At 66.9% G+C, this 26,095-nt stretch carries 24 protein-coding genes and 1 pseudogene; 10 read left to right on the forward strand and 15 right to left on the reverse strand.

Annotated elements, in window-relative coordinates:
* Nucleotides 1-5 precede the first annotated feature (5 nt).
* The gene (locus A5645_RS10060; protein WP_065129417.1) at nt 6-968 is read left to right on the forward strand and encodes a hypothetical protein; all 963 of its coding nucleotides are present in this window, start codon (nt 6-8) and stop codon (nt 966-968) included.
* Nucleotides 969-1,205: 237 nt separating this feature from the next.
* Nucleotides 1,206-1,613 carry a hypothetical protein gene (locus A5645_RS27645; protein ID WP_155767941.1) on the forward strand — a complete coding sequence of 136 codons (408 nt, stop codon included), beginning with the start codon at nt 1,206-1,208 and terminating at the stop codon, nt 1,611-1,613.
* 125 nt (nt 1,614-1,738) lie between these two features.
* Here A5645_RS27645 and A5645_RS29070 read toward each other — a convergent pair whose 3' ends face one another.
* Nucleotides 1,739-1,867 (reverse strand): hypothetical protein, encoded by a 129-nt coding sequence (locus A5645_RS29070; RefSeq protein WP_301336988.1) that lies wholly within the window; start codon nt 1,865-1,867, stop codon nt 1,739-1,741.
* Between the two features lie 18 nt (nt 1,868-1,885).
* Entirely contained in the window at nt 1,886-2,029 is a 144-nt protein-coding gene (locus tag A5645_RS27650) for a hypothetical protein (RefSeq protein ID WP_155767942.1), read from the reverse strand.
* A 576-nt stretch (nt 2,030-2,605) separates the two neighbouring features.
* On the opposite strand from A5645_RS27650, the gene A5645_RS27655 reads away from it, so the two are divergent.
* Nucleotides 2,606-3,826: a DUF5631 domain-containing protein gene (locus A5645_RS27655; RefSeq protein WP_155767943.1), complete on the forward strand. Its 1,221-nt coding sequence runs from the start codon at nt 2,606-2,608 to the stop codon at nt 3,824-3,826.
* Here A5645_RS27655 and A5645_RS10070 read toward each other — a convergent pair.
* Nucleotides 3,823-4,944, reverse strand: a complete 1,122-nt coding sequence (locus tag A5645_RS10070; RefSeq protein ID WP_065129408.1) for a M24 family metallopeptidase — start codon at nt 4,942-4,944, stop codon at nt 3,823-3,825. The genes A5645_RS27655 and A5645_RS10070 overlap by 4 nt on opposite strands.
* A 41-nt stretch (nt 4,945-4,985) precedes the next feature.
* Here A5645_RS10070 and A5645_RS10075 point away from each other — a divergent pair, with 41 nt between their 5' ends.
* A complete protein-coding gene (locus A5645_RS10075; protein WP_065129409.1) occupies nt 4,986-5,942 on the forward strand; it encodes a 5'-3' exonuclease in 957 nt (318 codons plus the stop codon).
* On the opposite strand, the gene A5645_RS10080 is transcribed toward A5645_RS10075, so the two are convergent.
* The 7 genes from A5645_RS10080 to pafA form a co-directional block, all read right to left on the reverse strand.
* The gene (locus A5645_RS10080) at nt 5,943-6,677 is read right to left on the reverse strand and encodes a DUF4333 domain-containing protein (protein WP_065129410.1); all 735 of its coding nucleotides are present in this window, start codon (nt 6,675-6,677) and stop codon (nt 5,943-5,945) included.
* Between the two features lie 80 nt (nt 6,678-6,757).
* Nucleotides 6,758-9,499 (reverse strand): DEAD/DEAH box helicase, encoded by a 2,742-nt coding sequence (locus A5645_RS10085; protein ID WP_065129419.1) that lies wholly within the window; start codon nt 9,497-9,499, stop codon nt 6,758-6,760.
* Nucleotides 9,500-9,586: 87 nt separating this feature from the next.
* A complete protein-coding gene (tatC, locus tag A5645_RS10090) occupies nt 9,587-10,540 on the reverse strand; it encodes a twin-arginine translocase subunit TatC (protein ID WP_155767944.1) in 954 nt (317 codons plus the stop codon).
* A gap of 25 nt (nt 10,541-10,565) precedes the next feature.
* Entirely contained in the window at nt 10,566-10,829 is a 264-nt protein-coding gene (gene tatA, locus A5645_RS10095; RefSeq protein ID WP_036359604.1) for a Sec-independent protein translocase subunit TatA, read from the reverse strand.
* Between the two features lie 78 nt (nt 10,830-10,907).
* Nucleotides 10,908-11,888 (reverse strand): helix-turn-helix transcriptional regulator, encoded by a 981-nt coding sequence (locus A5645_RS10100; RefSeq protein ID WP_065034174.1) that lies wholly within the window; start codon nt 11,886-11,888, stop codon nt 10,908-10,910.
* Nucleotides 11,885-12,895, reverse strand: a complete 1,011-nt coding sequence (locus A5645_RS10105; RefSeq protein ID WP_065129411.1) for a helix-turn-helix transcriptional regulator — start codon at nt 12,893-12,895, stop codon at nt 11,885-11,887. Before A5645_RS10105 ends, A5645_RS10100 begins: the two co-directional genes overlap by 4 nt.
* A 7-nt stretch (nt 12,896-12,902) precedes the next feature.
* Nucleotides 12,903-14,261 (reverse strand): Pup--protein ligase, encoded by a 1,359-nt coding sequence (gene pafA / locus A5645_RS10110; RefSeq protein ID WP_155767946.1) that lies wholly within the window; start codon nt 14,259-14,261, stop codon nt 12,903-12,905.
* Between the two features lie 148 nt (nt 14,262-14,409).
* On the opposite strand from pafA, the gene A5645_RS10115 reads away from it, so the two are divergent.
* Together A5645_RS10115 and A5645_RS10120 are read left to right on the forward strand one after the other, a co-directional pair.
* Complete coding sequence (locus A5645_RS10115; RefSeq protein WP_065129412.1) at nt 14,410-15,999, forward strand: PPE family protein; 1,590 nt, start codon at nt 14,410-14,412, stop codon at nt 15,997-15,999.
* A gap of 141 nt (nt 16,000-16,140) precedes the next feature.
* Nucleotides 16,141-17,487, forward strand: a complete 1,347-nt coding sequence (locus A5645_RS10120; RefSeq protein ID WP_253866910.1) for a SpoIIE family protein phosphatase — start codon at nt 16,141-16,143, stop codon at nt 17,485-17,487.
* 12 nt (nt 17,488-17,499) lie between these two features.
* Here the strand turns inward: A5645_RS10120 and prcA are convergent, their stop codons facing one another.
* The 4 genes from prcA to dop all read right to left on the reverse strand — a co-directional run bounded on the left by prcA (nt 17,500) and on the right by dop (nt 20,921).
* Nucleotides 17,500-18,249 (reverse strand): proteasome subunit alpha, encoded by a 750-nt coding sequence (prcA, locus tag A5645_RS10125; protein ID WP_065037060.1) that lies wholly within the window; start codon nt 18,247-18,249, stop codon nt 17,500-17,502.
* A complete protein-coding gene (prcB, locus tag A5645_RS10130) occupies nt 18,246-19,118 on the reverse strand; it encodes a proteasome subunit beta (protein WP_065129413.1) in 873 nt (290 codons plus the stop codon). The genes prcA and prcB overlap by 4 nt, the downstream gene beginning before the upstream one ends.
* On the reverse strand, nt 19,115-19,309 hold the full coding sequence (locus tag A5645_RS10135) for a ubiquitin-like protein Pup (RefSeq protein WP_036361021.1): 195 nt from the start codon (nt 19,307-19,309) through the stop codon (nt 19,115-19,117). Before A5645_RS10135 ends, prcB begins: the two co-directional genes overlap by 4 nt.
* Before the next feature lie 115 nt (nt 19,310-19,424).
* Nucleotides 19,425-20,921: a pup deamidase/depupylase gene (dop, locus tag A5645_RS10140; protein WP_065037058.1), complete on the reverse strand. Its 1,497-nt coding sequence runs from the start codon at nt 20,919-20,921 to the stop codon at nt 19,425-19,427.
* Between the two features lie 337 nt (nt 20,922-21,258).
* Here dop and A5645_RS29440 point away from each other — a divergent pair, with 337 nt between their 5' ends.
* On the forward strand, nt 21,259-22,452 hold the full coding sequence (locus A5645_RS29440) for a hypothetical protein (protein WP_253866913.1): 1,194 nt from the start codon (nt 21,259-21,261) through the stop codon (nt 22,450-22,452).
* Between the two features lie 9 nt (nt 22,453-22,461).
* Nucleotides 22,462-23,103: a hypothetical protein gene (locus tag A5645_RS10150; RefSeq protein ID WP_065129414.1), complete on the forward strand. Its 642-nt coding sequence runs from the start codon at nt 22,462-22,464 to the stop codon at nt 23,101-23,103.
* A 106-nt stretch (nt 23,104-23,209) separates the two neighbouring features.
* On the opposite strand, the gene arc is transcribed toward A5645_RS10150, so the two are convergent.
* A complete protein-coding gene (gene arc / locus A5645_RS10155) occupies nt 23,210-25,039 on the reverse strand; it encodes a proteasome ATPase (protein ID WP_065037056.1) in 1,830 nt (609 codons plus the stop codon).
* A 283-nt stretch (nt 25,040-25,322) separates the two neighbouring features.
* Between arc and lppK the strand changes: the two are divergent.
* Nucleotides 25,323-25,889 (forward strand): annotated as a pseudogene (gene lppK / locus A5645_RS27030) (lipoprotein LppK); the annotation flags it as partial.
* A 106-nt stretch (nt 25,890-25,995) separates the two neighbouring features.
* Nucleotides 25,996-26,095 (forward strand): DUF503 family protein (locus A5645_RS27665; RefSeq protein WP_155767947.1); only part of this gene is annotated, 100 nt, incomplete at its 3' end.

Raw genomic sequence — 26,095 nt, forward strand, 5'->3', positions numbered from 1 at the left:
ACGCGATGAGCGGCGACGACGAGTTACGCATCATCCTCGATCAGCTGTCACAGCTGCTCGGTATACCGCCGCCACCCGTCATCACCCCCGACCCGTTGGCGTCCGGGCATTCCAACATCAGCCAGCTGCTCCGGGCGCTGGGGGCGGCGGCGAATGCCGGGGATGCCGAAGACAACGGCGAAGCGCAGGCCGGGCACGACGAGCGGGACGCGAAGGTCGCCGATGCGCTCGCCAAATTCCCCGCCAACGAGGACGACGCGGCGGCTCAACTTGCCGGTGTCGGAGGGTCGGGACAGATGTCGCAGATGCTGCAGCAGATGCCGCAGATGGCCTCCGGGATCGCGGGCGGGATCGCTGGTGCGTTGGGCGGGATGCTGCAGCCGTTCAGCCAGATTTCCCAACAACTGGCGCAGGCCGGACAGCAGGCCATGCAGGCCGGAATGGGCATGGTGCAGCAGGGTGCGGGCGCTGGCACGGGCGCGGCGGAACGGGCGGAGCTGCTCGGAGCAGACGATGAGCTTGGGGCCGGTGGCGGTGGCTTCTCCGGCGGCGCTGGCGGTGGCGGCAGTGATAGCGGGGGCGGCTTCGAGGGGACCGCCCCGACGGCGATGCTGGGGCCGCCGCCGACTCCGTCGGCCGGTACGGTGCCGGCATCGTCGCAGACGACGTCGTTGCCCGCAGCGAGTGCACCCGAGCCGTCGGCCGCTCCACGCGGCGCGATGGGCGGCGCGATGCCGATGATGCCGCCGGGGGCCATGCACGGCGGCGGTACCGGCAACGATGCGAAACCCGACACCAAACGCATCGTCGGGCCGACCGTGAAGAACGGCGCACCGGTGCAGGGACGGATCACCACGCCGCCGCCTCTGCCCGCGGTGACCAAACATGTCGACGGCAAACCGGTCGCGACGCGGCGGATCCTGCTGTCCGACGACAAGCCTGATGCCGACGGTTCGTCGGGTCGCTGACCGGGCCGGCAGCAATGGTAATCCGCCGAGTGAGGCGCTGATCAATCGTTAATTGAGCGGCTGTAGCAAAGACTGACTGGCGCTTTCGCGGTGGAACGATACGATCCACGCGTGTCCAACGTGCCCCCACCGCAACTTTCCGCGTGGCCGTCTGCGCCACCGCCCACGCGAGGTCAACCGTCGAGGTGGCTGGGGCTTCTATCGCTAGGGATCGCGTTGTTGGCGATCGGAGTAGCCGTGGGCGCCTGGTTGCGACCGCTACCGAAGTACGAGCCGCCGCCGGCCCCGACGTACACGAGCCAGCAGGTTGCCGACGCGAAGGCGAAAGTGTGCGCTGCGTTCCAAAGGGTGCATAACGCAGTTCGGGGCAATTTTGCACGCGACCAGGGCACAGATCCCAATCAGCAACTGTTGGTTGCGCTTGCAGGCCAACAAGCTCTTATTGCAGGCGCCAATTTCCTCAAAACGACGTTGTTGGATGCACCAGCAACCGCGAACGCTCTAACAGCAGAAGTACAAAAGATCATTCGTGTCTACGAGAGCCTCGCAATTGATTATCTGAACGGGCGCGGCAGCCCAGACGTAGATCCCTCTCTGCGAGCCGGAGACGATGCGACGATAGCAATACAACGGATCTGTTCATGACCGACCTACCTCAGGGAAAGTGGTCGCTTCTTCTGGTAGGTGATCAATGGCCGGACCAGAGTGACGTGATTGCCCTTGACCGCGCTAAGGCGAACAGACACGCAAACGTTGTGGCATGGAGGCAACTAGTCGACGTCTTGCACCATGCTCGATTTGGTCCGCTGGTAGAGCAGCAAGGGCACACCGCAAATGATCTGCGGGACGCGTTCTTCCGAGGCGAGCAGCAGGCAGTCGGTGCGGTCACGAAGAACCATGTCAAAGAAAACGCGTATTCAGCTGCCGGGGATAGCATCAAACACCTTCGTCAGGAGTTGACTGGCATAGCTGACGAAGGAAACCGAGAAATCGCGTGTATCGAGAACACGACCGAACCGGTAGAAACCAAAGTTGCCCAAATCGCTGCGCTCATACAGCATTACCGGGGACTAGCTATTGCTTCAGCGGCCAAGTGCACCGCCAACGTACTTGAGGCAATGCAGCGTATCTTGGAAGCGGACGCAGCTGCTCAATCCGCCCGGCAATTCGCGCATAGCCAGGGCGTGGACGTTGGCGAGGCTTTTGGACACTCCCAGGACCAGGTCGACTTGGAAGGGCAAGTATTAGAAGCGCTGGTCCGCCCCGGCTCGGCTGCCGGAATAAGGTTCGGGCAACCCCCGGAGTCTTCAAAGCAGGCTCCGACGTCTGCTGAACCGATACTCAATTCGCCCGGCACGGTTTTAGGTATTCCAGAACGCTTCGGGCAGCCTGCATTTGGGAATACTCGTGCTGCGCCAGAGCGAGGAACCTCAACTGGGCCGGGGACGGCGATGGGCATACCTACGGGATACCGCTCACCGCAGGTGGCCCCACCTGATTCGGTGTCAAAACAGACGACATCACTTTTTGCAACGCACGCGCCGGCGATGGCAGGAGCCGTTCCCAGCCCCGCGGGCGTGCCTTGCCAGCAACTACCTGCAACGATGTGGCACGGTGAATCTACATTGTCCCCTGGCATGCCCGGGGGACACTTGCCGTCGCCAACGACCCCAACGATCACCCCCGCCGAACTCGCCCAGAGTTTCAACAAGGGCATGGAATCCGGCGCACCGTTCTCGGCCGCCGGCCACGCCGTGCCGTCAATGCCGATCTCGCCGACCGAGCCCCAAATGTCGCACGCCGCAACAGCAATGCCTGCGACCACCGCCGCGCCGGTACACGTGCCCGCGGTCGACTCTCCCGCGCCAATCCACCACACGCCCGCCCCAGAGGCCCCGCAACCGCCGGCGATAGTGGCAGCCGCTCCCCCGGCACCGATCGCGCCCGCGCCGCCCCCGGCCGCCGGCGTGCTGCCGAGCTATGGGTCCGACCTGAGACCTTCCGTCTCCACCACGATCACTCCGCCTTCAGCGCCCAACCCTCCGCCGGTGTCAGCGACGCCAAGTTCGGCGCCAGTGAGCCCGTCCGGGGCTCATGCCAGTCCGGGCCAACCGGCGGTCGTCCGCCAAACCACGCCGTCAGCGCCACCCCCACCGCCGAACGCCACCGGCGCGCAAGCCGTCACTGCCACCGCGACCGGCGCGGCAGTCGGCGCAGCGTCAGCCGACGCTGCAGCGCGTGCCCGGCTACAGCGCCTGGTCGACGCGGTCGCCCGTCAGCAACCACGCCTGGCGTGGGCCGCCGGCGACCGCGCCGATGACACCACGCTGCTTGTGACCGACCTGGCCGGCGGCTGGATCCCGCCAGGCGTCGCACTCCCCGCCGCGGTAACGCTGCTGCCGCCGGCACGACGGCGCGGCAACCTCGAATCCTTGCTCGGTGAAGTCACCGTCACCGCGAGCTACACCCCTATCCACCAGCTCCCCGATGAAACCGAGCCGCCGTCCACGTCGCCGCGGCCGCGATCCGCGCCGGAGATCCCCGACCTCGGCTGGGAACTCAGCCAGGCCACCCAGTGGCGCGATGGCCTACCCCGGCTGGCCCACACCCTGGCGAAGGCGGCCTCGGCGGGCACAGGCGTACTGGACTCCGAAACCGCTCTGCTGCAACAACATCTGGCCACCATCAGCAGCCGAGTCCTGGACACTTACCCGAAAGAAATCAACGCCCACGACGTCGGCAACTGGCAACTGCTCGCGGCGATCGACGCCCTGGTGGCGGGCGACAAGAACGCCGCCAACTACCACCTTGCCTGGTTCCTGGCCGGCGAGGCGACTGGCCAAAGGCTCAAGAACTAACCCACCACAAGCAATTCGTGCGGACGGCTGTTGACCGAGATAGCCCCATCCGAGGTCACCACTACGATGTCCTCGATGCGAGCGCCCCACCGACCGGGAAAGTAGATGCCCGGCTCGATCGAGAACGCCATGCCCGCAGCCAGCGGCAGGTCATTGCCGGCGACGATGTACGGCTCTTCGTGCACACACAACCCGATGCCGTGACCGGTGCGATGCACGAAATACTCTGCGAGACCCGCCGCGGCCAAGACATCCCGGGCCGCGGAATCGACCTGCTCTGCCGTCACCCCAGGACGGACGGCCTCGAACGCGGTGCGCTGCGCCAGCTGCAGAGCCGAATATTGTTCGGCCACTTCATCACTCGGCTCGCCGATGCTGTAGGTACGGGTCGAGTCGGAATGGTAGCCGGGCCCAAACGTGCCGCCGATGTCGACGACTACGATGTCTCCCGCCGCCAGCCTGCGGTCCGAGAAGCCGTGATGCGGGTCGGCGCCGTGCGGACCCGATCCCACGATAACGAACGCCACCCCCGAATGCCCTTCGGCCACAATGGCTTCGGAGATGTCCGCCGCCACCTCTGCCTCCGTGCGGCCCGGCACCAAAAACGAGGGCACCCGGGCATGCACCCGATCGATCGCCGCGCCTGCCGCCGACAATGCGTCGATTTCGGCCGCTTCCTTGACCATTCGCAGCTCACGCAGCACATCGGTGGCCAACACCGGCATCGCCCCCAGCGCCTCAGACAGCGGCAGCAGGTGCAGGGCCGGCATGGAGTCGGTCACGGCTACCGCGGACGCCACCCGTCCCAACGCCGCGCCCACCAACCGGTACGGGTCGTCGCCGTCGACCCAATCACGCACAGTTAGGTCCAGTTCCCCCGCGGCGGACTCCTTCAGCGAAGCGAGCTCCAGTCGCGGCAACACCACAGTCGGATCGCCCTCGGCCGGCACCACCAAGGCGGTCAGTCGCTCAAACGTTTCCGCCCGGGACCCGAGCAGATACCGCAGGTCATAGCCCGGGGTGATCACCAAGCCGGCCAGCCCAGCCTGCGCGGCCAAGGCGGCGGCGGCCCGGAGCCGACGGGCATAAACCGCGGCCTCGAATCGGTGAGAGTCCATGCAAGCCAGGCTAACCGCCTGGCCCTGGCAGGATTACCAGCATGCCCGCTCCCCTGTTGCTGCTCGACGGCGCCAGCATGTGGTTTCGCTCGTACTTCGGAGTGCCGTCCTCAATAAAGGCGCCCGACGGCAGGCCCGTCAACGCCGTCCGCGGATTCATCGACTCGATGGCGGTGGTCATCACCCAACAAAAACCCAGCCGACTCGCGGTCTGCTTGGACCTGGATTGGCGGCCGCAGTTCCGCGTCGACCTCATCCCGTCCTACAAGGCGCACCGGGTTGCCGAACCCGAACCGGCGGGTGAACCCGATGTGGAGGAGGTGCCCGACGAGCTGACCCCGCAGATCGACATGATCATGGAGTTGCTCGACGCTTTCGGGATTCCGACCGCCGGGGCGCCCGGCTACGAAGCCGACGACGTCCTCGGCACGCTGGCGGCACAGGAACGCGACGACCCCGTGGTGGTGGTCAGCGGCGACCGCGACCTGCTGCAGGTGGTTACCGACGACCCCGTCTCGGTCCGGGTTCTCTATCTGGGCCGCGGGCTGGCCAAAGCCAATCTGTACGGGCCCAAAGAGGTGGCCGAGCAGTACGGAGTGCCGGTGCATCGGGCCGGGCCGGCCTACGCCGAGCTCGCCCTGCTACGCGGCGACCCGTCGGACGGCCTGCCGGGCGTACCGGGTGTCGGCGAGAAGACCGCCGCCTCCCTGCTCGCCCAGCACGGCTCGCTGGACGACATCCTGGCTGCGGCCAATGACCCGAAATCCAAGCTGGCCAACGGAATACGGACCAAACTGCGCAAGTCCGCGGACTACATCGAGGCCGCGCAGAAGGTGGTACGTGTATCCACCGACGCGCCGGTCACGCTGTCGACGCGCACCGACAAGCTGCCGCTGCACGCGGCCCACCCGAAACGCACCGCGGACCTGGCCACGCAGTACGGCGTCGGATCCTCGATCGCGCGACTGCAGAAGGCGCTGGACCGGCTACCCGACTGATTACTGCGGGCGACCGACCTCGTAGGTGCCCTTGTCGTCCTGGAACGTCACCGTCACACGCTTCGAAGCGCCGTCGATGCTCACGGTGCAATCGAAGGTGCCGCCCTTCTTCACCACCGGGTCCGAACCGCCGTTGCACTTGACGTCCTTGACGTTCTTGGCGCCGTAACCGTTGGTCTCGTCAGTCAGGATCGACTGCACACCGGAATTGGCCTTGTTGACGTCCAGCTTGGTGGTTACGAAGAACCCGGGCACCACGAATCCGAGCACCAGAATGACGATCAGGAACAGCAGCGCGATCCCGCCGGCCACCGCACCGATGAAGGCCTTCGAGCGCTTGGGACCCTGCGGCGCAGGTTGCCCGTAGGTCTGCGGCGGCGGGTATTGCCCGGGCTGACCCGGCTGTCCGTACTGGGGGGGCTGGCCGTACTGGGCCGGCTGGCCGTACTGGGGCTGTCCGTACTGGGGTGGCTGACCGTACTGCGGTGTCGCGCCGTACTGGGTCGCCTGCGAACCGTAGTCGGAACCGTATTCCGGCTGCGCATATTGCTGCGGGTACGCCTGATCGGCAGGCTGCTGGTAGCCCGGGTACTCGGCGGCCGGATATGACTGCGCGTGCCAGGTCGCGTCCTGACCGCCGCCCGGTTGCTGCCAGGGCGACCCCGCCATGGTCGGGTCCGAGGAACCCGGGCTGGGCTGCTGCCACCTCGGGTCTGGTCCCTGCGGTCCACTCATTACTGCTCCTCAGTCGATTTGTCCCTGGCCAACCGTGGCCCCCGTGGTCGTATGCCGATCCACCGTAGCTCCGGCCTAGCCTACCCGGCGTCAACTGCGACGACGCCGCGCCGAATGTCATTGATAGCGCGCTTGGCCGTTGCCCGCACGTCCGGATCCGGGGCCGCGTTGCGGACCTGGTCGAGCAGGTCGAGGATCTGGCGGCACCAGCGGACGAAATCACCTGCTGACAGGGGCGCGCCGCTGCCCGCCGCCTCGGCCGCGGCCAAGGCCGCCGCGAGGTCGCCGGTGCGCGCCCACCGGTAGATCACCGGGACGAAGCCGTCATCGGGTTCCCGGCTCTGGCCGATGCGGTGCGTCTGCTCGTCGGCCCGCAAGTCAGCGGACAGCCGCGCTGTCTGCGTCAGCGCCTGCCGAAGTCTCGGCGTCGGCGTCTCGGCACCCAACGGCGCACCCGGCCCGTCCGACCCGCGCGACTCGTACAACACCGCAGACACCACGCCCGCCAGTTCGGCCGACTTCAACCCGGCCCACGCGCCACTGCGCAGGCACTCGGCGACCAGCAGGTCGCTTTCGCTGTAGATCCGGGCCAGTAGCTTGCCATCGTTAGTGACCTGCGGGTCATCGGATCCGCCCTCGATGAACTCCCGCTCGATCAGCAGACCCAGAATCCGGTCGAACGTGCGGGCCAGCGAGTTGGTCGCGGCGGACACCTTGCGTTCAAGCTGCGCGTTGTCGCGTTCGATGCGCAGGTACCGCTCGGCCTCGCGGACCTGCTCGTCCACGTCCGGTGCGTTGTGGGAGGGATGGCGACGCAGCTCGTCGCGCAGCGACGCCAGCTCCGGGTCGTAGTGCGCGTCGTCCTTGTTCCGCCGGCCCGTCGGGGTCGGCAGGCCCTCGGCGGCCGAGCGCAGCGCGGAGGCCAGATCCCGACGTACCCGCGGCTGGCGGTGTTCGACGCGCTTTGGCAGGGTCATCGATCCGACGGGCGGGGTGGCGCCGGTGTAGTCGGCCGACGAGATCCGGCCCGCCCACCGGTGCTCGGTCAGCACCAACGGCCGAGGGTCCGTGCTGTCGCGGGCAGATTCCAGCACCACCGCCAGGCCGCCGCGCCTGCCGTGGGTGATAGTGATGATGTCGCCGCGGCGCAACGCCGCAAGTGCGTCGCTGGCGGCCTGCCGCCGGTGCAGCCGCGACGCGCGGGCTTGGGAGCGTTCCAGTTCGCTGATCCGCGCCCGCATGCGGGCATATTCCAGGACCGGCGCCTCGTGGCCACCCAACTCGGCGGCGATCTCGTCCAGCATGCCCTTACCGCGTTCGATGCCACGGACCAGGCCGACCACCGAACGGTCCGCTTGATACTGGGCGAACGACTGCTCGAGCAACCGGTGCGCCTGTTCCGGTCCCATCTGCTGAACCAGGTTGATCGTCATGTTGTAGGACGGGGCGAACGAGCTGCGCAGCGGGAAGGTGCGGGTGGACGCCAGGCCGGCCACCTCCGACGGCTCTACCTCGGGGTGCCAGAGCACCACCGCGTGCCCCTCGACGTCGATGCCTCGGCGGCCGGCACGCCCGGTCAGCTGGGTGTATTCCCCCGGTGTCAGCGGCACATGTTGCTCGCCGTTGAACTTGACCAGCTTCTCCAGGACGACGGTCCGGGCCGGCATGTTGATGCCCAGCGCCAGCGTCTCTGTGGCGAACACCGCCCGGACCAGGCCCGCGGTGAACAGTTCCTCGACGGTGTGCCGGAATGCCGGCAGCATCCCGGCGTGGTGAGCCGCCAGGCCGCGTAGCAGCCCCTCGCGCCACTCGTAGTAGCCCAGCACCGCCAGGTCGGCGTCGGCCAGATCACCGCAGCGGTGCTCGATGATCTCGGCGATCCGCGCCCGCTCCTCCTGCGTGGTCAGTTGCAGCGGCGAGCGCAGACACTGCTGCACGGCCGCGTCGCACCCCGCCCGGGAGAAAACGAAGGTGATCGCCGGCAACAACCCCGCCGCATCCAGAGACGCGATCACATCCGGCCGCGACGGCGGGCGGTAGAAGCGCGGCCGACCGCCGCGGGCCGGACCGCCACGCGGACCACGCCGGGGCTGCCAGTCGGACATTCGGTCGGCCTCGCGGCGATGGGCGATGTGGCGCAGCAAGTCGGGGTTGACGTGCGGTTTGTCCTTGGCGGGCGCCTCGGGCCGGTAGTCGAACAGGTCGAAAAGCCGCTTGCCCACCAGCACGTGCTGCCACAGCGGCACCGGCCGGTGCTCGTCGACGACCACCGTGGTGTCGCCGCGTACGGTCTGGATCCAGCCGCCGAACTCCTCGGCGTTGCTCACGGTGGCCGACAGGCTGACCAGGCGCACCTCGTCGGGCAGGTGCAAGATCACCTCCTCCCACACCGGGCCGCGCATCCGGTCGGCGAGGAAGTGCACCTCGTCCATGACGACGTAGGAAAGTCCTTGCAGCGCTGTCGAATTGGCATAGAGCATGTTGCGCAGCACTTCGGTCGTCATCACGACCACCGGAGCGTCGGCGTTGACCGACAGGTCGCCCGTCAGCAAGCCGATGCGGTCCTTGCCGTAGCGCGCGACGAGGTCGGTGTGCTTCTGGTTGCTCAGCGCCTTCAGCGGCGTCGTGTAGAAGCATTTGCCGCCGGCCGCCAGCGCCAGGTGCACCGCGAATTCCCCGACGACGGTCTTGCCGGCGCCGGTCGGGGCGCATACCAGCACGCCGTGACCACGTTCCAGCGCCGCGCAGCCGCGGCGCTGAAAGTCGTCGAGGGCGAAGGCCAGTTCGGCGCTGAACCGGGTGAGCTCGGGAAGTTCGGTCACGCGTTGACCGGTCTCTTGCCGCGAGCGTGCGCGGATTGCCGGCCCGGTCGGCGTGTCGCCGGACATCTGTGCACGCTCGCGACGGGCTCAGGTGACGTCGTCATGGGATCCGCCGATCACCGAGGGCGCCGGTATCGGCGAGGGCGGCTCGATGGGCGACGCCTCGTCGTCCGGGATCGCGGCGGCTTCGCGCTTGGCTTTGCGCTTGTCGTGCACCCGGGCGATCTGAATGGCGAACTCCAGCAGCACGGTCAACGCCAGACCGAGCGCGGTCATCGAGAACGGATCCGAGCCCGGCGTGAACACCGCCGCGAACAGGAACATCGCGAAGATCAGCCCGCGCCGCCAGGCTTTGAGCCGCTCGTAGGTCAGGATGCCGGCGATGTTAAGCATCACGATCAGCAGCGGGAATTCGAAGCTCACCCCGAACACCACCAGCAGGTTGATCAGGAACCCGAAATACCGGTCGCCGGACAGCGCCGTGACCTGCACGTCGCTGCCGACGGTCAGCAGGAAGCTCAAGGCCTTGGACAACACCAGGTACGCCAGCGCCGCACCGGCAACGAACAGGATCACCGCCGGGATCACGAAGGCCACCGCGAAGCGGCGCTCCTTCTTGTAAAGCCCCGGGGTGATGAATGCCCACAGCTCGTAGAACCACACCGGACAGGCCAGCACGATGCCGGCCGTCATGCCGACCTTGAGCCGCAGCATGAACTGGTCGAAGGGCGCTGTAGCCAGCAGCCGGCACTGCCCGTCGGCGCTGATGTTCGCCCGGGCCGACTGCGGCAGAGCGCAATACGGCTGTCGCAGCCATTCGCCGAGGCTTTCCAGCCCGAAGATTGGGTGCGAGTACCAGATGAACCCGAACGCCGTGGTGACGACGATCGCGGCCAGCGAAATTAGCAGGCGCGCGCGCAATTCGGTCAGGTGCTCGACCAGGGACATGGTCCCGTCAGGATTGACGCGGCTACGCCGATTGCGCGGATTGAGCCGTTTGAGAGGACCGAAAGCGCGCGCAGAAACCCGGGAAGCTTTCACGACATTCGGTCAGAGGGACGCCGGACTATGCCGGCCGCGCCTCAGTGTGGCCCTGCTCGGTGGATTCGACGCGCTGCGACTGCACCGGTGTCGGGGTGGCCGCAGGGGTCGCCGGGGTCTCGATCGACGGTTCGGACTTGTTCTCGCTTTGCAGCTCACGGACCTCGGACTTGAAGATTCGCAGCGACTTGCCCAGTGAGCGCGCCGCGTCGGGGAGCCGCTTGGCACCGAACAACACAATCACCACGACAGCGAGGATCAGCCAGTGCCACGGTTGAAGACTGCCCACTTTGATTACCTCCAGACGTTGACCCGATGTTACCGCAGCACGGCGGTCGCTCCGGGACATGCGAACGGTGCCTGCGCGTCACACCTGTTCAGTAGCGTGTTCGAAGGCTTCATACGCCCGGAGGGCCGCGGCGGCCGCGGCTTGGACCCGCTGCGCCAGCGTTTGCGGCTCCAGCACCTGCACCGCCGCTCCGAAGCCCAGCACCAGCCGGGTCATCCAGTCCTCGGAGGCGTAGGTCATCGTCCCCTCACACGAACCGTCAGACAGCTCGCGTACCTCTCTGATCGGGAAGTATTCGAACATCCACGATGCCGACGGGCCCACCCGCAGCAACGCCGAGGGCAACGACGGGTCGCCGTCGAACAACGAGGTGTCGGGTGGGGCTTGCAGGACCGGCTCCGGCGGCAATGCCGGTTCACCCCGCTCGGCCGCGTCAACGATGCGGTCGAACCGGAACAACCGCACCCCCTCAGCCTCGCGTGACCACGCTTCCAGGTAGCTGTGGTCGCCGATCAGCAGCACCCGGATCGGGTCGACGATGCGGGAGGTGAGGGAGTCGTGGGAGGCGGCGTAGTAATCGATGGTCAGGGCCCGCTTGTCGCGCACGGCGGCGCGCACGGTGGCCGCGGCGCGGCTTTCCAAGGGCGCGGGCTCGTCGGTGGCAGCCACCGCGTTGTCGGGTCCGGCGGCTCCGGCCGCGGCGGCGATCTTGGCGATCGCGCTGCGCGCAGCCTCGGGATCGACCACGCCGGGGAAGTCGGCCAACGCCCGCAGGGCCACCAACAGCCCGGTGGCCTCGGGAGATGTGAGCTTGAGCGGCCGGTCGATGCCGGCGGAGAACGTCACTTTGACGGTGTCCCCGGAGAACTCGAAGTCGATGAGGTCGCCGGGGTCGTAGCCGGGCAGGCCACACATCCACAGCTGGTTGAGGTCCTGCTCGAGCTGCTGCTCGGAGACACCGAGGTCGGCGGCGGCCTCAGCGCGGGTAATCCGGGGATTGGCTTGTAGGTACGGCACCATGTTGAGCAGCCGCACCAGCCTCGTCGATACGGGAGTCATTTGCGCCGCTCCTCCTCGGAGCTCGCCGCCGCCCGCAACCGGGCCACCACGTCCTCGCGCAGCGACGCGGGTTCCAGCACGATCGCGTCCGCGCCGTAGCCGGCGATTTCGCGCGCCAACCGGTCACCGAAGGAGATGTCGAGCTCGATCACTTCACCGGCACGCCCGGCGAGCGGGCGGGACTCCACCGAGCGACCGGCGCGGCGCAACGCCGTGGCGCGGCCGTCGGCCACCCACACCCTGGCCTGTGCGCCGGTGGGCGCCTCGGCAACGGCCCGGGCCACGATCTGCGACAGGTCGACGCCGTCGGGCACGGTAACCGCCCCCGCCTCCCCGATCGGGACGACCTCGGCACCGATGCGGGAGACCCGAAACGTGCGGGTGGCGTTGCGGTCGCGGTCGTGCCCGACCAAATACCAGCGGCCCTTGTTGGTGACCACACCCCACGGTTCGACGGTGCGAGTGGTATACGGCTCGGCGCGGGAGGGCCGGTGCGGGAACTGCACCACCCGCCGAGAATTGATGGCTTCCAACAGGATTCCGAGGACACCCTCGGATCCACGCAGGCCCGGCAAACCGGCCGGCGAGGCGATGGCGACCGGGGCGCCGTAGTCGGCGGGATCGACGTCCACGCCGGCCGCTCGCAACTTGAGCAGCGCCCCCTGTGTGGCGGTGATCAACTCGGGCGACTGCCAGAGTTGGGTCGCGACGGCCACCGCGGCGGCTTCTTCATGGGTCAACTCAACATCCGGCAGCGCGTAGGCATCGCGGTTGATGCGGTAACCCTCGGTGGGGTCCAGGTTCGATACCCGCCCGACTTCCAGCGGGATGCCCAGGTCGCGCAGTTCGTTCTTGTCGCGTTCGAACATCCGGGAGAACGCCTCGGACGAAGGGCTCTCGGAGTACCCCGCGACGCTGGACCTGATCTTCTCGGCGGTGATGTAGCCGCGAGTCGATAGCAGTGCGATGACCAGGTTGACCAGCCGCTCAACTTTCGAAATGGCCATTCGTCGGCTACATGCTCGCGATCAGTCGTTTCACCCGCTCGTCGACGGCCCGGAACGGGTCTTTGCACAGGACGGTTCGCTGTGCCTGGTCGTTGAGCTTAAGGTGCACCCAGTCGACGGTGAAGTCACGTCCGGCCGCCTGTGCAGCGCTGATGAACTCGCCGCGCAACCTGGCCCGCGTGGTCTGCGGTGGCCGCTCGACCGCATCGGCGATTTCCTCGTCGGTGGTGACCCGGGTGGCCAGGCCCTTGCGCTGCAGCAGGTCGAACACGCCACGGCCGCGCTTGATGTCGTGGTAGGCCAAATCGAGCTGGGCGATCTTCGGGTCGGACAACTCCATGTTGTAGCGGTCCTGGTAGCGCTGGAACAGCTTGCGCTTGATCACCCAGTCGATCTCGGTGTCCACCTTGGCGAAGTCCTGGCTTTCCACGGCGTCGAGCTGGCGGCCCCACAGATCCACGACCTGCTCGATCTGGGCGTTGGGCTCACGGGTCTGCAAGTGCTCGACGGCGCGGCTGTAGTACTCGCGCTGGATTTCAAGCGCGCTCGCCTGGCGTCCGCCGGCCAGCCGGACGGGACGACGACCGGTGACGTCGTGGCTGACCTCGCGGATGGCGCGGATCGGGTTGTCCAGCGAGAAGTCCCGGAACGCCACTCCCGCCTCGATCATCTCCAGCACCAGCGCCGCGGTGCCCACCTTGAGCATGGTGGTCGTCTCGCACATGTTGGAGTCGCCGACGATGACGTGCAGCCGGCGGTACTTCTCGGCGTCGGCATGCGGCTCGTCGCGGGTGTTGATGATGGGTCGGCTCCGGGTGGTCGCCGACGACACCCCTTCCCAAATGTGCTCGGCGCGCTGGCTCAGGCAGAATGTGGCGGCTTTGGGCGTCTGCAGCACCTTGCCGGCGCCGCAGATCAGCTGGCGGGTGACCAGGAACGGCAGCAGCACGTCGGAGATCCGGGAGAATTCGCCGGCGCGCACGATCAGGTAGTTCTCGTGGCAGCCGTACGAGTTGCCCGCCGAGTCGGTGTTGTTCTTGAACAGGTAGATGTCACCGCCGATGCCTTCGTCGGCGAGCCGCTGCTCGGCGTCGACCAGCAGGTCTTCGAGCACCCACTCGCCGGCCCGGTCGTGCGTGACCAGCTGCACCAGGCTGTCGCACTCCGCGGTTGCGTACTCCGGATGGCTGCCCACATCGAGGTAGAGGCGAGCCCCGTTGCGCAAGAAAACATTCGAGCTGCGACCCCACGAGACCACCCGCCGGAACAGGTAGCGGGCTACCTCGTCTGGGGACAGGCGTCGATGCCCGTGGAAGGTGCAGGTGACACCGAATTCGGTCTCGATGCCCATTATTCGTCGCTGCACGTAATCGAGGGTACTGGTTGTCATTCCGCGACGGTGCACAGCCGCGCCCGCGTCGTAGTACCAACCCACTCTGCAGGGGTAGCGAATCTAAAAGTTAGGCTGTGCGAAACTTCCGTTTCACAGCCCGCTTCGGAAGGCCCCGTTGACGATGATCTGGATGGCCGCGCCACCGGAGGTTCACTCCGCGCTGCTGAGCCTGGGTCCCGGTGCGGAGTCGCTGCTGACGGCCGCTGCGGCGTGGGAGTCGCTCAGCATCGAATACGCCGCGGCGGCCGCGGAGATCAGCGACGTCGTCACCGCCGTGGGGGCGGGCTGGGAGGGCTCCGGCGCCGAATCCTGGTCGGCGGCTCAGGCGCCTTATGTGGCGTGGCTGCTCGACGCCAGTGCCGACGGTGCCGCCGCGGCCGCCCAGCACGAGGTCGCCGCCGCCGCGTATACCGCCGCCCTGGCGGCCATGCCGACCCTGGCTGAGTTGGCCGCCAACCACGCCACCCATGCCGCACTGGTCGCCACGAACTTCTTCGGCATCAACACCGTCCCGATTGCGCTCAACGAAGCCGACTACGTGCGGATGTGGATCCAGGCCGCCACCACGATGGCCACCTACCAGTCCGCGGCGACGGCCGCGGTCGCATCCACACCAACCACGTCGGCGGCACCGCCCATCGTGAGATCTGCCGGTTCGGCGGCATCGCTGGATCCAGGCCGGGCCATGATCAATGCGATCGCGCCGATCCTGGAGCGCTTCGGCATCAACGGGTTGATCCGAAATCCGTTGGTTTCCAACCCTTTGACCGACCTCATATCGGACTTCCTGGAGATCTTCGGCATCTACTGGGACTCCGGCGCCGGCACACTCAACGGACTCGGCTACGAGAGCTACGCGGACGCCACCCAGCCGATGTGGTACCTCGCTCGCGGCCTCGAGCTGATCGGGGACACCATGCAGATGTCGCAGAACCCGACCCAGGCGATCCAGTATTTCCTGGCCCTTTCCCTCTTGGACTGGCCGACGCACGTCGCCCAACTCGGAACGGCCATAACTCAGTCGCCGTTGCTGTTGGCAGCGGCTGGGGGTGCCATGTTGGTGCCGGCGGCATCGGCCGGCGGGCTGACCGGGCTGGCCGGGTTGGCGGGAGCACCCACCCCCACCGAACTGCCCGCTCCCGCGCCCATTCCGGCCGCCGTGGACTTGCCGGCCGCGGGAATGACGTCGTCACCAACGTCGATTGGCACGGCATCCACCGCCGGCTCGGCGTCGGCCCCGGCGCCCTCGGCCGCGCCGACGAGCACCGCGACCGCGCCATCTGCCCCTGCGCCCCCGGCTGCCGGGTTCACGCCGCCCTACCTGGTCGGTCCGCCGGGAATCGGATTCGGTTCGGGGATGGCCGCCGGCGCGAGCGCGAGCGCGAAGAAGAAAGCGTCCGAGCCAGACAGCGCCGCCGAGGCGGCGAAGTCATCGGCCGCGCTGCGTCGGCAGGCGCGGCTTCGCCAGCGCACGCGCACCACCCAGCGCGGCTACGGTGACGAGTTCATGGACATGGATGTGGACGTCGAGCCACTGTTCGACGAGCCGCCGGACGATGCGACGGCCTCAGGGCAAGGCGCTGGATCGCAGGGACTTGCCGGGACCCTCCCCCACGACACCGTCGGGGAAGCGGCGGGTTTGACGAAGTTGGTCGACGACGATTTCGGCGGTGGGCCGATCATGCCGATGTTGCCGAACACCTGGCAGTGAGGGTGTTATCGAAGATTCGAATCCGACGATTCTGGCTATATTTCGACTGATCCCATCGGGCCTGGGTGGCACGGCGATTCGGCGGGTGGAAAAGCCATTTCTGAACATAGTTTCCTGGGCAGCGACGCCGAAACGGCTCGTGTGCACGCGGTTGAGCGATACCGCGTGCTGGACGCGCCGCCCGATCGGGTTTTCGGCAGAGTCGTCGGCTTGGCCGCTCGCTTCTTCGGTGCACCCATGGCGGCGGTCTCGATCGTCGGCCGTAACCGCATCGGATTCGTCGCGGTCCATGGGGTCGGCGAGGTTCGCCAGATCCCGCGCGGTGCCAATCTGTGCGAGCCTGCGATCGTCACTGGTGACGCCTATTTCGTGCCCGACGCGCTCACGACGTTCCCGACAAACCCCTTCGCGCGCGAGCACCGGATCCGGTTCTATGCGTGCGCGCCGATCGTCACTTTCGACGGGCATCGGATCGGCACGGTCGCGGTCATGGACCACGAGGCGCGCGAGGCGTCCGGCGACCAGCTTTCGGTGCTCGAGGATCTCGCAGCGATCGTCATGGAGCAGCTCGAGCTTCGGCTCAGTTCCCTGGACGCGCTGGGGGCCGAGCGACGGCTGCGCGACGCGGCGGAGTACGCGCGCGACGACGCCCGCGTCGACCGCGCGGATGCGCAGCGGGCTCGTGACGAGGCGCGGCGGGATCGCGACGACGCCCGCCTGGACCGCGACCTCGCGTTGCGGGACCGCGACATCGCCGAGTACGACCGAGACCTTACCGAGGAATACGCGGCGGTCCTGCAGCAAACGCTGCTTCCGCCGGTGCTGCCTCGCATCGAGGGACTGACGCTGGCCGCGCACTACCATCCGGCTTCGCCGCGGCGGGTGGGCGGGGACTTCTATGACGTGTTCCCGCTCGGTGACAACCGGTGGGCTTTCTTCGTCGGCGACGTGGAGGGTCACGGCGTCGAGGCCGCGGTGGCGACGTCGCTGATCCGCTACACCCTGCGCTCGGCCGCGCTGCACTACCGCGACCCGACCTTGGGGCTTGCGGAACTCAACGCGGTGCTGATGCGCGAGTTGGCTCCCCGGCGTTTCTGCACCGTCCTGTTCGGGACCTTGGAGCCAGGCGCGGACGGTTGCCGGGTGACGATGGCCACGGGTGGGCATCCACCCGCACTACTGCTGGATCCCGCCGGTGGTGCGGAAGAGGTGCGATCTCGCGACGGGATGCTGGTCGGCATGATCGAGAATGCGGTGTTCGACGCCTGCGTCATCCAGTTGCGACCGGGGCAGACCCTGCTGTTTTACACCGACGGGATCGTCGAGGCCCGCCACGCCGCGGCGCCGTTCGACCAGGACAATTTGGCTGCCTTCGTTGCCGAACGGGCGAGGCTGGGCGCGCTGGGTCTCGTCGAAGAACTGACGATGTTGATCCCGAAACTGCGTCCCGACGACGACGTCGCGCTGCTGGCGATTACCGCCTCGTGATCGCGGGGGCGCTTATTCGGCGGACTCGCCCTCTGATTCGGGTTCGGTTCCGGGTTCGCCCAACAGGGAATCCACTGCGGCGCGGTTGAGCCGGCGGAACGCGCGCCGGGGCCGGTTGGCGTCCAGGATCGCGGCCTCCAGACTGGCGATGCTCAGCGTGGACTGACCGTTGCCGGATGTGTCGCCGGCGCTGGCCCGCAGCGCGTCGACCGCGATCTTCAACGCGTCGGGCAGCTCGGCGTTCTCAGCGTAGGACTCCTTGAGCGCGTTGGTGATCGGCTCGGTTGTACCGCCCATCACCACGAAGTGCGGCTCGTCGGCGATCGACCCGTCGTAGGTGATCCGATACAGCTCCGGCGGCTTTGTCTCGCCGTAGTGCGCGACCTCGGCCACACACAACTCGACCTCATACGGTTTGGCCTGCTCGGTGAAGATGCTGCCCAGCGTCTGCGCATAAACATTCGCCAGCTGGCGGCCGGTGACGTCGCGGCGGTCGTACGCGTAGCCGCGAGTGTCGGCGAACTGGATGCCGCCGCGCCGCAGGTTGTCGAATTCGTTGAACTTCCCGGCCGCGGCGAAACCAACGCGGTCGTACAGCTCACTGATCTTCTGCAGCGATCGCGACGGGTTCTCCGCGACGAACAGCACGCCGCCGGCATACGCCAACGCGACCACGCTGCGACCGCGGGCGATGCCCTTGCGCGCGAGCTCGCTGCGCTCGCGCATCGCCTGCTCGGGCGAGATGAAATACGGGAAACTCACTTCTCACCGCCGTCGGCGTCGGGGCCGAAAGTATCCGCGCGCGAACGGCTTTCGATGACATCGCGGGCCAGTTCGGCGATGCGCCGCTCCGCGATGTCGACGGCGCCTTCGGCGTCGATGGTGACCGCCGTGGGGTAGATGCCACGGACAAGGTCAGGTCCGCCGGTGGCGGAGTCGTCGTCGGCGGCGTCGTAGAGCGCTTCCACCGCCACCCGCAGCGCCGAGTCGGCGTCGGTGACTTGTGAATACAGCTTCTTCATCGATGACTTGGCGAAAATCGACCCCGAGCCCACCGACTGGTAGCCCTCTTCCTCGATGTTCCAGCCGCCGGCGGCGTCGAAGGACACGATGCGGCCGGCACCCTCCCGGTCGGGAGCGGCGATGTCGTAGCCCACCAGCAGCGGCAGTGCCACCAACCCCTGCATGGCGGCGGGCAGGTTTCCACGCACCATGATCGCGAGCCGGTTGACCTTGCCGGCGAACGTCAGCGGCACGCCTTCGAGCTTTTCGTAGTGCTCGAGCTCGACCGCGTAGAGCCGGGCGAACTCGACGGCGATGGCCGCGGTGCCGGCGATGCCGGTGGCGGTGTAATCGTCGGTGATGTAGACCTTGCGCACGTCGCGCCCGGCAATCATGTTGCCCTGCGTCGCGCGCCGGTCACCGGCGATCAGCACACCGCCGGGGTATTTCAGAGCGACGATGGTGGTGCCGTGCGGCAATTGGTCGGACACAGCCGCACCGCTGATGCTGGCGGGAAGCAGTTCCGGAGCCTGCCGGCGCAAGAAGTCAGCAAACGACGACAGTTCTACGGCCGGGAATCCGGGTCTTGCGGGGTTGGTGGACAGACGATCAGGCAACGGCCAGGTCACTGTCCGCCCTTTTGAACGTATGCGCGCACGAAGTCCTCAGCGTTCTCCTCGAGGACATCGTCAATCTCGTCGAGCAAATCGTCTGTTTCCTCGGTCAGCTTTTCGCGACGCTCCTGGCCCGCGGCAGTGGTGCCGGTGACGTCATCCTCATCGCCGCCGCCACCGCCACGTTTGGTTTGCTCCTGCGCCATCGCCGCCTCCTGCTTCGTCACGGGCCTTCTGACAGGCCGCGTTGCGTGTCCATCTGCCCGTTGGCTTTTCTCTACCCTACCGGTCAGCACCGACGTTTCGTCGGTCTAACCAGGTCTAGCTCGTGAGTTGCTCCACCAGTTCGACTGCGCTGTTCACCGAATCCAATAGCGCGCCGACATGTGCCTTGCTGCCACGCAGCGGTTCAAGCGTCGGGATCCGGACCAGCGAGTCGCCCCCCAGGTCGAAAATCACCGAGTCCCAACTGGCCGCAGCGATGTCCGCGCCGAACCGGCGCAAACACTCACCGCGGAAGTAGGCGCGGGTGTCGGTGGGTGGATTTTCGACCGCGTCCAACACCTGGTGTTCGGTGACCAGGCGCTTCATCGACCCGCGCGCCACCAGGCGGTTGTACAGGCCCTTGTCCAGCCGCACGTCGGAATACTGCAGGTCGACGAGGTGCAGGCGGGGTGCCGACCAGCTCAAATTCTCACGCTGGCGGAAACCTTCCAGGAGCCGCAGCTTGGCCGGCCAGTCCAGCAGTTCGGCACAGTCCATTGGGTCGCGCTCGAGCTGGTCGAGGACGTGCGCCCAGGTCTCCACTACGTGCGAGGCGCGGGGATCCTTGTCGCGGCTGTCCACCAGCTTGGCTACCCGATCGAGGTAGATCCGTTGCAACGCAAGCCCGGTGAGCTCCCGGCCGTCGGCCAGGGCCACGGTCTGACGCAGCGAGGGGTCGCGGCTGATGGCGTGGACGGCGTGCACCGGACGGGCCAGGGCGAGGTCGGTGAGGTCGATGCCCTCCTCGATCAGGTCGAGGACCAGCGCGGTGGTGCCCAGCTTCAGATAAGTCGACGTTTCGGCCAGATTCGCGTCGCCGATGATGACGTGCAGCCGGCGGTAGCGGTCCGCGTCGGCGTGCGGTTCGTCGCGGGTGTTGATGATGCCGCGCTTGAGGGTGGTTTCCAGGCCGACCTCGACCTCGATGTAGTCCGACCGCTGCGAGAGCTGGAAGCCGGCCTCGTCACCCGAGGCGCCGATGCCGACCCGGCCCGAACCCGTCACCACCTGGCGCGACACCAGGAACGGGGTGAGCCCGGCGATGATGGCCGAGAACGGCGTCTGGCGCGACATCAGGTAGTTCTCGTGTGATCCGTACGACGCGCCCTTGCCGTCGACGTTGTTCTTGTAGAGCTGCAGCTTTGCCGCGCCCGGCACGCTGGCCACGTGGCGGGCGGCGGCCTCCATCACGCGTTCGCCGGCCTTGTCCCAGATCACCGCGTCCAGTGGGTCTGTGCACTCCGGCGCCGAATACTCCGGGTGCGCGTGGTCGACGTAGAGCCGCGCCCCGTTCGTCAGGATCATGTTCGCCGCGCCGACCTCATCGGCGTCGACCACCGGCGGCGGCCCGGCTGAGCGGCTCAGGTCGAAACCGCGTGCGTCCCGCAGCGGCGACTCGACCTCGTAGTCCCAGCGGGTCCGCTTCGCGCGCTGGATACCCGCGGCCGCGGCGTACGCCAGAACCGCCTGCGTCGAAGTCAGGATCGGGTTAGCGGTCGGGTCGGACGGCGACGAGATGCCGTACTCAACCTCGGTCCCGATAATCCGTTGCATACCTTGAGCCTAAGCCCGCCGACGATGCGGCCTGCTTGCGGGCCTTCTCGTCCAGCCGGAGCGGACGGGGCACGCCGTCGGGCGGCGCGTTCGGTCCCGGCCGGGAGGCACCACGATTCTTCGCCGGCTTGGAGCGAGTCCCGGACGGCAACACAACGACAATGTCGCTACAAGCCGGGCACAGATTGTGGTCCCCTCCCGAGGCGGCCGCGATAGCCCGATCGGCACCGGCCCCGAGGTGACGACCGCACCGTCCCGAGGCGGCCGTGACCGCCTCAACCCGACGGCCGGCAAAGACCGCCACACGTGCTGCCACTCGGCGATACAGTGACGCGGCATGAGCCCTTCTCTGCGCTCGCTGGCAGGACGCGCGTCGGCGACCGACGAGGCCGAAAGCTGGTTTCTGCAGCGCGGTCTGCCGTCGGTGTTGACGACGCGAGGCCGGTGGCGGCGGCTGTGGTCACGGTCGGCTCCGGTGTTGGCCGCCTACGCCACGTTGCACTGTTGGACGCTCCCGGTGCTGCTGGTCACCGACGGCAAGACGGAAGTCGTCATCGAGGGCTCGCCATCCCCGCGGGAATGGTTCCTGTTGATTCTCATCGCGTTGGCTCCCGTGGGCATGACGCTGGTCGGCTGGCTGGTGTCCCGGATTCCCAACGGCCGCAACCGCGCACTGGCATCAACGGCCGCGATCGCCACCGTGGTAACCGTCATCTTGATCGAAACCGGCCCGTCGCACCTTCCCGATGCGGTCGTGACAGCCGTCGTCTTGATGGTCCTCACCGGCTGCGGCGTCGGCTCGGTGATCGGATGGTCGGCTCGCATGACGCTCTCGCACCTCGCGTCAATCGGCGGACTGGCGGTTCGGGCCCTACCGGTCGTGCTGCTGACCACGTTGGTGTTCTTCAACGGCAACGTCTGGATCATGGCCGCGACGATCAGCGGTAATCGCCTGGCACTGGCCATCCTTTTCCTGATAGGCATTGCCGCCGCCTTCGTCGTCTCCGCCACCTCCGAACGCGTCAAGCCGATGTTACGCTCCCCCGCAGCCGTACCGATCGACCGAAAACGTTTGTCCGACACGCCTTTCGAGGCAATGCCCGATCCACCGGGCAGCCCGCCGTTGAGTCGAGCAGAGCGTGCCAACGTGGTTTTCGTGCTGGCGGCATCGCAACTCGCCCAGATCACGGTGGTCGCCGCGCTGACCGCTGGCATCTATGTGACCCTGGGGCTGATCGTGCTCACCCCGGGACTGCTGAAGGACTGGGCGCACACCACCGACAACAACTCGACCGTAATGGGGCTGACGGTGCCGGTGCCCGACTCCCTGGTGCATCTCTGTCTGTTCCTGGGGGCGCTGACGTTCATGTACATCAGCGCCCGGGCGGCCGGTGATGCCGATTACCGCACGCGCTTCGTCGACCCGTTGATCGACGATCTGCATCTCACCCTGACCGCCCGCAACCGCTACCGCAATCGCGTGGTCAACGCGCCGGTGACCAGTGTTGACGCCGCTGACCTGGGTGATTAGGTTCACCCTGTGTCAGCCCCTCAATCGAACTCCGCGGCGCCCCAACAATCGGGCGACCTTTTCGGGAAACGTTACGGCGAAGTGCTTCTCGTAACCCCCGGGGAGGCGGGTCCGCAAGCCACCGTGTACAACAGCTTCCCACTCAACGATTGTCCCGACGAGCTCTGGAAGGCGCTTGACCCGCACGCGATCGCTACCGAAAACGGTGCTGCCACAGCACTACTCAACGGTCCGCGCTACTGGTTGATGAACCGCATCGAAAAGAATCAGCAGGGCCCGCAGATCATCAAGACCTTCGGCGGCATCGACATGCTGCTGCAGGCAACGGTCCTGCTGTCGTCGATGAACCCCACCCCTTACACCGTTAATCACGTCAGCCGCCACACCGTCTTCGTCTTCGACGCCGGCCAAGAGATTTACGAACTCCAGGACCCGCACGGCCACCAATGGGTCATGCAGACCTGGAGTCAGGTCGCCGACCCCGAACTGTCCCGCAGCGACCTACCCAAGCTCGGTGATCGGCTCAAGCTGCCGGCGGGCTGGTCCTACCACGCACGGGTGCTGAAGGAAGAGTTGCGCATCGACACCACCACGCAGTCGGCCCAGGTGCTGCAGGACGACCTGACCAACAGCTACTCACTGGCCAGCTAGTTTCGCCAGTTCGCCATCCAGCTGCGGTGCCGTACGGGGGCCTTTCGCGTCGTAGCCGCATGAGCGCGACGCTAGCCGGGGGTACCGACAAGCGCCCGAACGCTCCTTACAGGTACTGCCCCAGGTTCGACTCGGTGTCGATGGCCCGCGACGCACTCGACGACTTGCCGGTGACCAGGGTGCGGATGTACACGATCCGCTCGCCCTTCTTGCCCGAGATCCGCGCCCAGTCATCGGGATTCGTGGTGTTGGGCAGGTCCTCGTTCTCGGCGAACTCGTCGACGATCGAGTCGAGCAGATGCTGGATGCGCAGACCCGGTTGGCCCGTCTCCAGCACCGACTTGATCGCGTTCTTCTTCGCCCGGTCGACCACGTTCTGGATCATCGCGCCCGAGTTGAAGTCCTTGAAGTACATGACTTCCTTGTCACCGTTGGCGTAGGTGACCTCCAGGAACCGGTTGTCGTCGATTTCGGCGTACATCCGGTCGACGACCTTCTCGATCATCGCCTTGATGCAGAGGCTGCGGTCGCCGTCGAACTCGGCGAGGTCGTCGGCGTGCACCGGCAGCGTCTCGACCAAGTACTTCGAGAAGATGTCCTGCGCCGCTTCGGCATCCGGCCGCTCGATCTTGATCTTCACGTCGAGGCGCCCGGGCCGCAGGATAGCCGGGTCGATCATGTCCTCACGGTTGGAGGCGCCGATCACGATGACGTTCTCGAGGCCTTCCACGCCGTCGATCTCCGACAGCAGCTGCGGGACCACGGTGGTCTCGACGTCGGAGGAGACGCCGGTGCCGCGGGTACGGAAGATCGAGTCCATCTCGTCGAAGAACACGATCACCGGGGTGCCTTCCGACGCCTTCTCCCGGGCGCGCTGGAAGATCAGCCGGATGTGCCGCTCGGTCTCACCGACGAACTTGTTGAGCAGCTCGGGGCCCTTGATGTTGAGGAAGTACGACTTCGCTTCGCGCGCATCGTCACCGCGCAGGTCGGCCATCTTCTTGGCCAGCGAGTTGGCGACCGCCTTGGCAATGAGCGTCTTACCGCAACCGGGCGGGCCGTAGAGCAGCACACCTTTGGGCGGACGCAGCGCGTACTCCCGGTAGAGCTCCTTGTGCAGGAACGGCAGTTCGACGGCATCGCGGATCTGCTCGATCTGCCGGGTCAGGCCACCGATGTCCTCGTAGCTGACGTCGGGAACCTCTTCCAGCACCAGGTCTTCGACCTCGGCCTTCGGGATGCGCTCGAAGGCGTACCCGGCCTTGGTGTCGACCAGCAGCGAGTCGCCGGGCCGCAGCTTGCGCGGCCGGCTGTCGTCGTTGAGGGCGTCGGGATGCCCTTCGGGCAGGTCCTCGGCGACCAGCGGCTCAGCCAGCCACACGATGCGCTCCTCGTCGGCATGGCCGACCACCAGAGCGCGATGACCGTCGCCCAGCACCTCGCGCAGCGTCGAGATCTCACCGACCGATTCGTAGGTGCCGGCCTCAACGACCGTCAGCGCCTCGTTGAGGCGCACGGTCTGCCCCTTCTTCAGCAGCGACGTTTCGATGTTCGGCGAGCACGTGAGGCGCATCTTGCGCCCGGAGGTGAACACGTCGACGGTCTCGTCGTCATGCGCACCGAGCAGAACGCCGTAACCGCTGGGCGGCTGACCGAGTCGGTCGACTTCCTCGCGCAGCGCCAACAGTTGTTGGCGGGCCTCTTTAAGAGTTTCCATTAATTTCGAATTGCGCGCGGCGAGCGAGTCGATGCGCGCTTCGAGTTGATGGACATCGCGGGCCGAGCGAGTGGGGTTCTGGTGTGCAACCGCATTATCGAGTTGCTCACGCAGAACCGCGGCCTCGCGCCGCAGTTGTTCGAGTTCTGCAGCATCTTCGCTGGACAGGGGGATATCGCGTGATGTTTTGAATGCTTCAGAACGCTCTGAGTCACCCATGTTGCGCTCCTTTCCCGCACCAAGGATGGCGTGGCGGATACTTCAACGCTACCGGCCGGCAGCGTTTGATGTGTGTAGTCAAATGCGGTTGAAAAGTTACAAGTTGGGTCACGCTGGTAATCTCGGCTTCTACTCGGGCCGAGCGAAAGGACTTCTGTGACCGCGAAATCCCTAGCCACAGGCCTTCCGGGGGCCGCGGCGACGGGTGCGGCCGACCCGGGTGTGACTTCCGTTGCATTCCCCTGCCTATACCCGTTTTTTCGCCCCTGAGCCCTGCCGCTGGATGTCCGGAAACCTCTGCGTAACAGTGGGCACCGCCATCACCGTGGCGGCGGTAGGACTCACCGGTTGTTCGCAACAAGCGGCGCGGCGAATGGATTCCGCCGAACCGCCGCCGCCGGCGACGTCGAGCGTAGTGGCCCCACCAAGCGCTCCCCTGCCCCCACCTGAGGCGCTCAACGATGTGCTGTTCCGCCTCGCCGACCCGGCGGTGCCCGGCAACGAGAAACTCAACCTGGTCGAAGGCTCGACGCCGGAGACCGCGGAAGCGCTGGACAACTTCACCACCGCCGCCCGCGACGGCGGCTATTTGCCGATGGCGTTCGCGGCCAACAACATCGCCTGGTCGGGCGCGAACCCATCGCATGTGACGTCCGCCGTCGTCGTCACCACCGCCAATCCCGACCGGCGCGAGTTCACGTTCCCGATGGAGTTCGTCCCGCTCCAATCCGGGTGGCAGTTGTCGCGCAAGACCGCGGCGATGCTGCTGGGCCTGAGTAATCGCACCTCGAGCCAGTCCGTCCCGCCGCCTCCGCCTGCCCCGTCACCCTCGCCGGCCCCGTCACCTCCGCTTCCGCCGCCGCCCGAGCCGGTGCCGCCGCCGCCCAGCAGGACGTCGAACTCGAGCCAGCCGATCCACATGCCTTCAGGACCCCGGCGACGAGGTCGGGGCGGGGCTGGGCGCGGGGCTGGGCTCTGGGCTGGGCGACGTGCGGTCACTCAAACAGAAGCGGTCGGTCATCCGACCGGTCGTCGCGGAACTGCGGCGAAACGGTT

Source organism: Mycobacterium asiaticum, assembly GCF_001673635.1.
In the GTDB taxonomy this organism is placed as follows: Bacteria; Actinomycetota; Actinomycetes; order Mycobacteriales; family Mycobacteriaceae; genus Mycobacterium; species Mycobacterium asiaticum_C.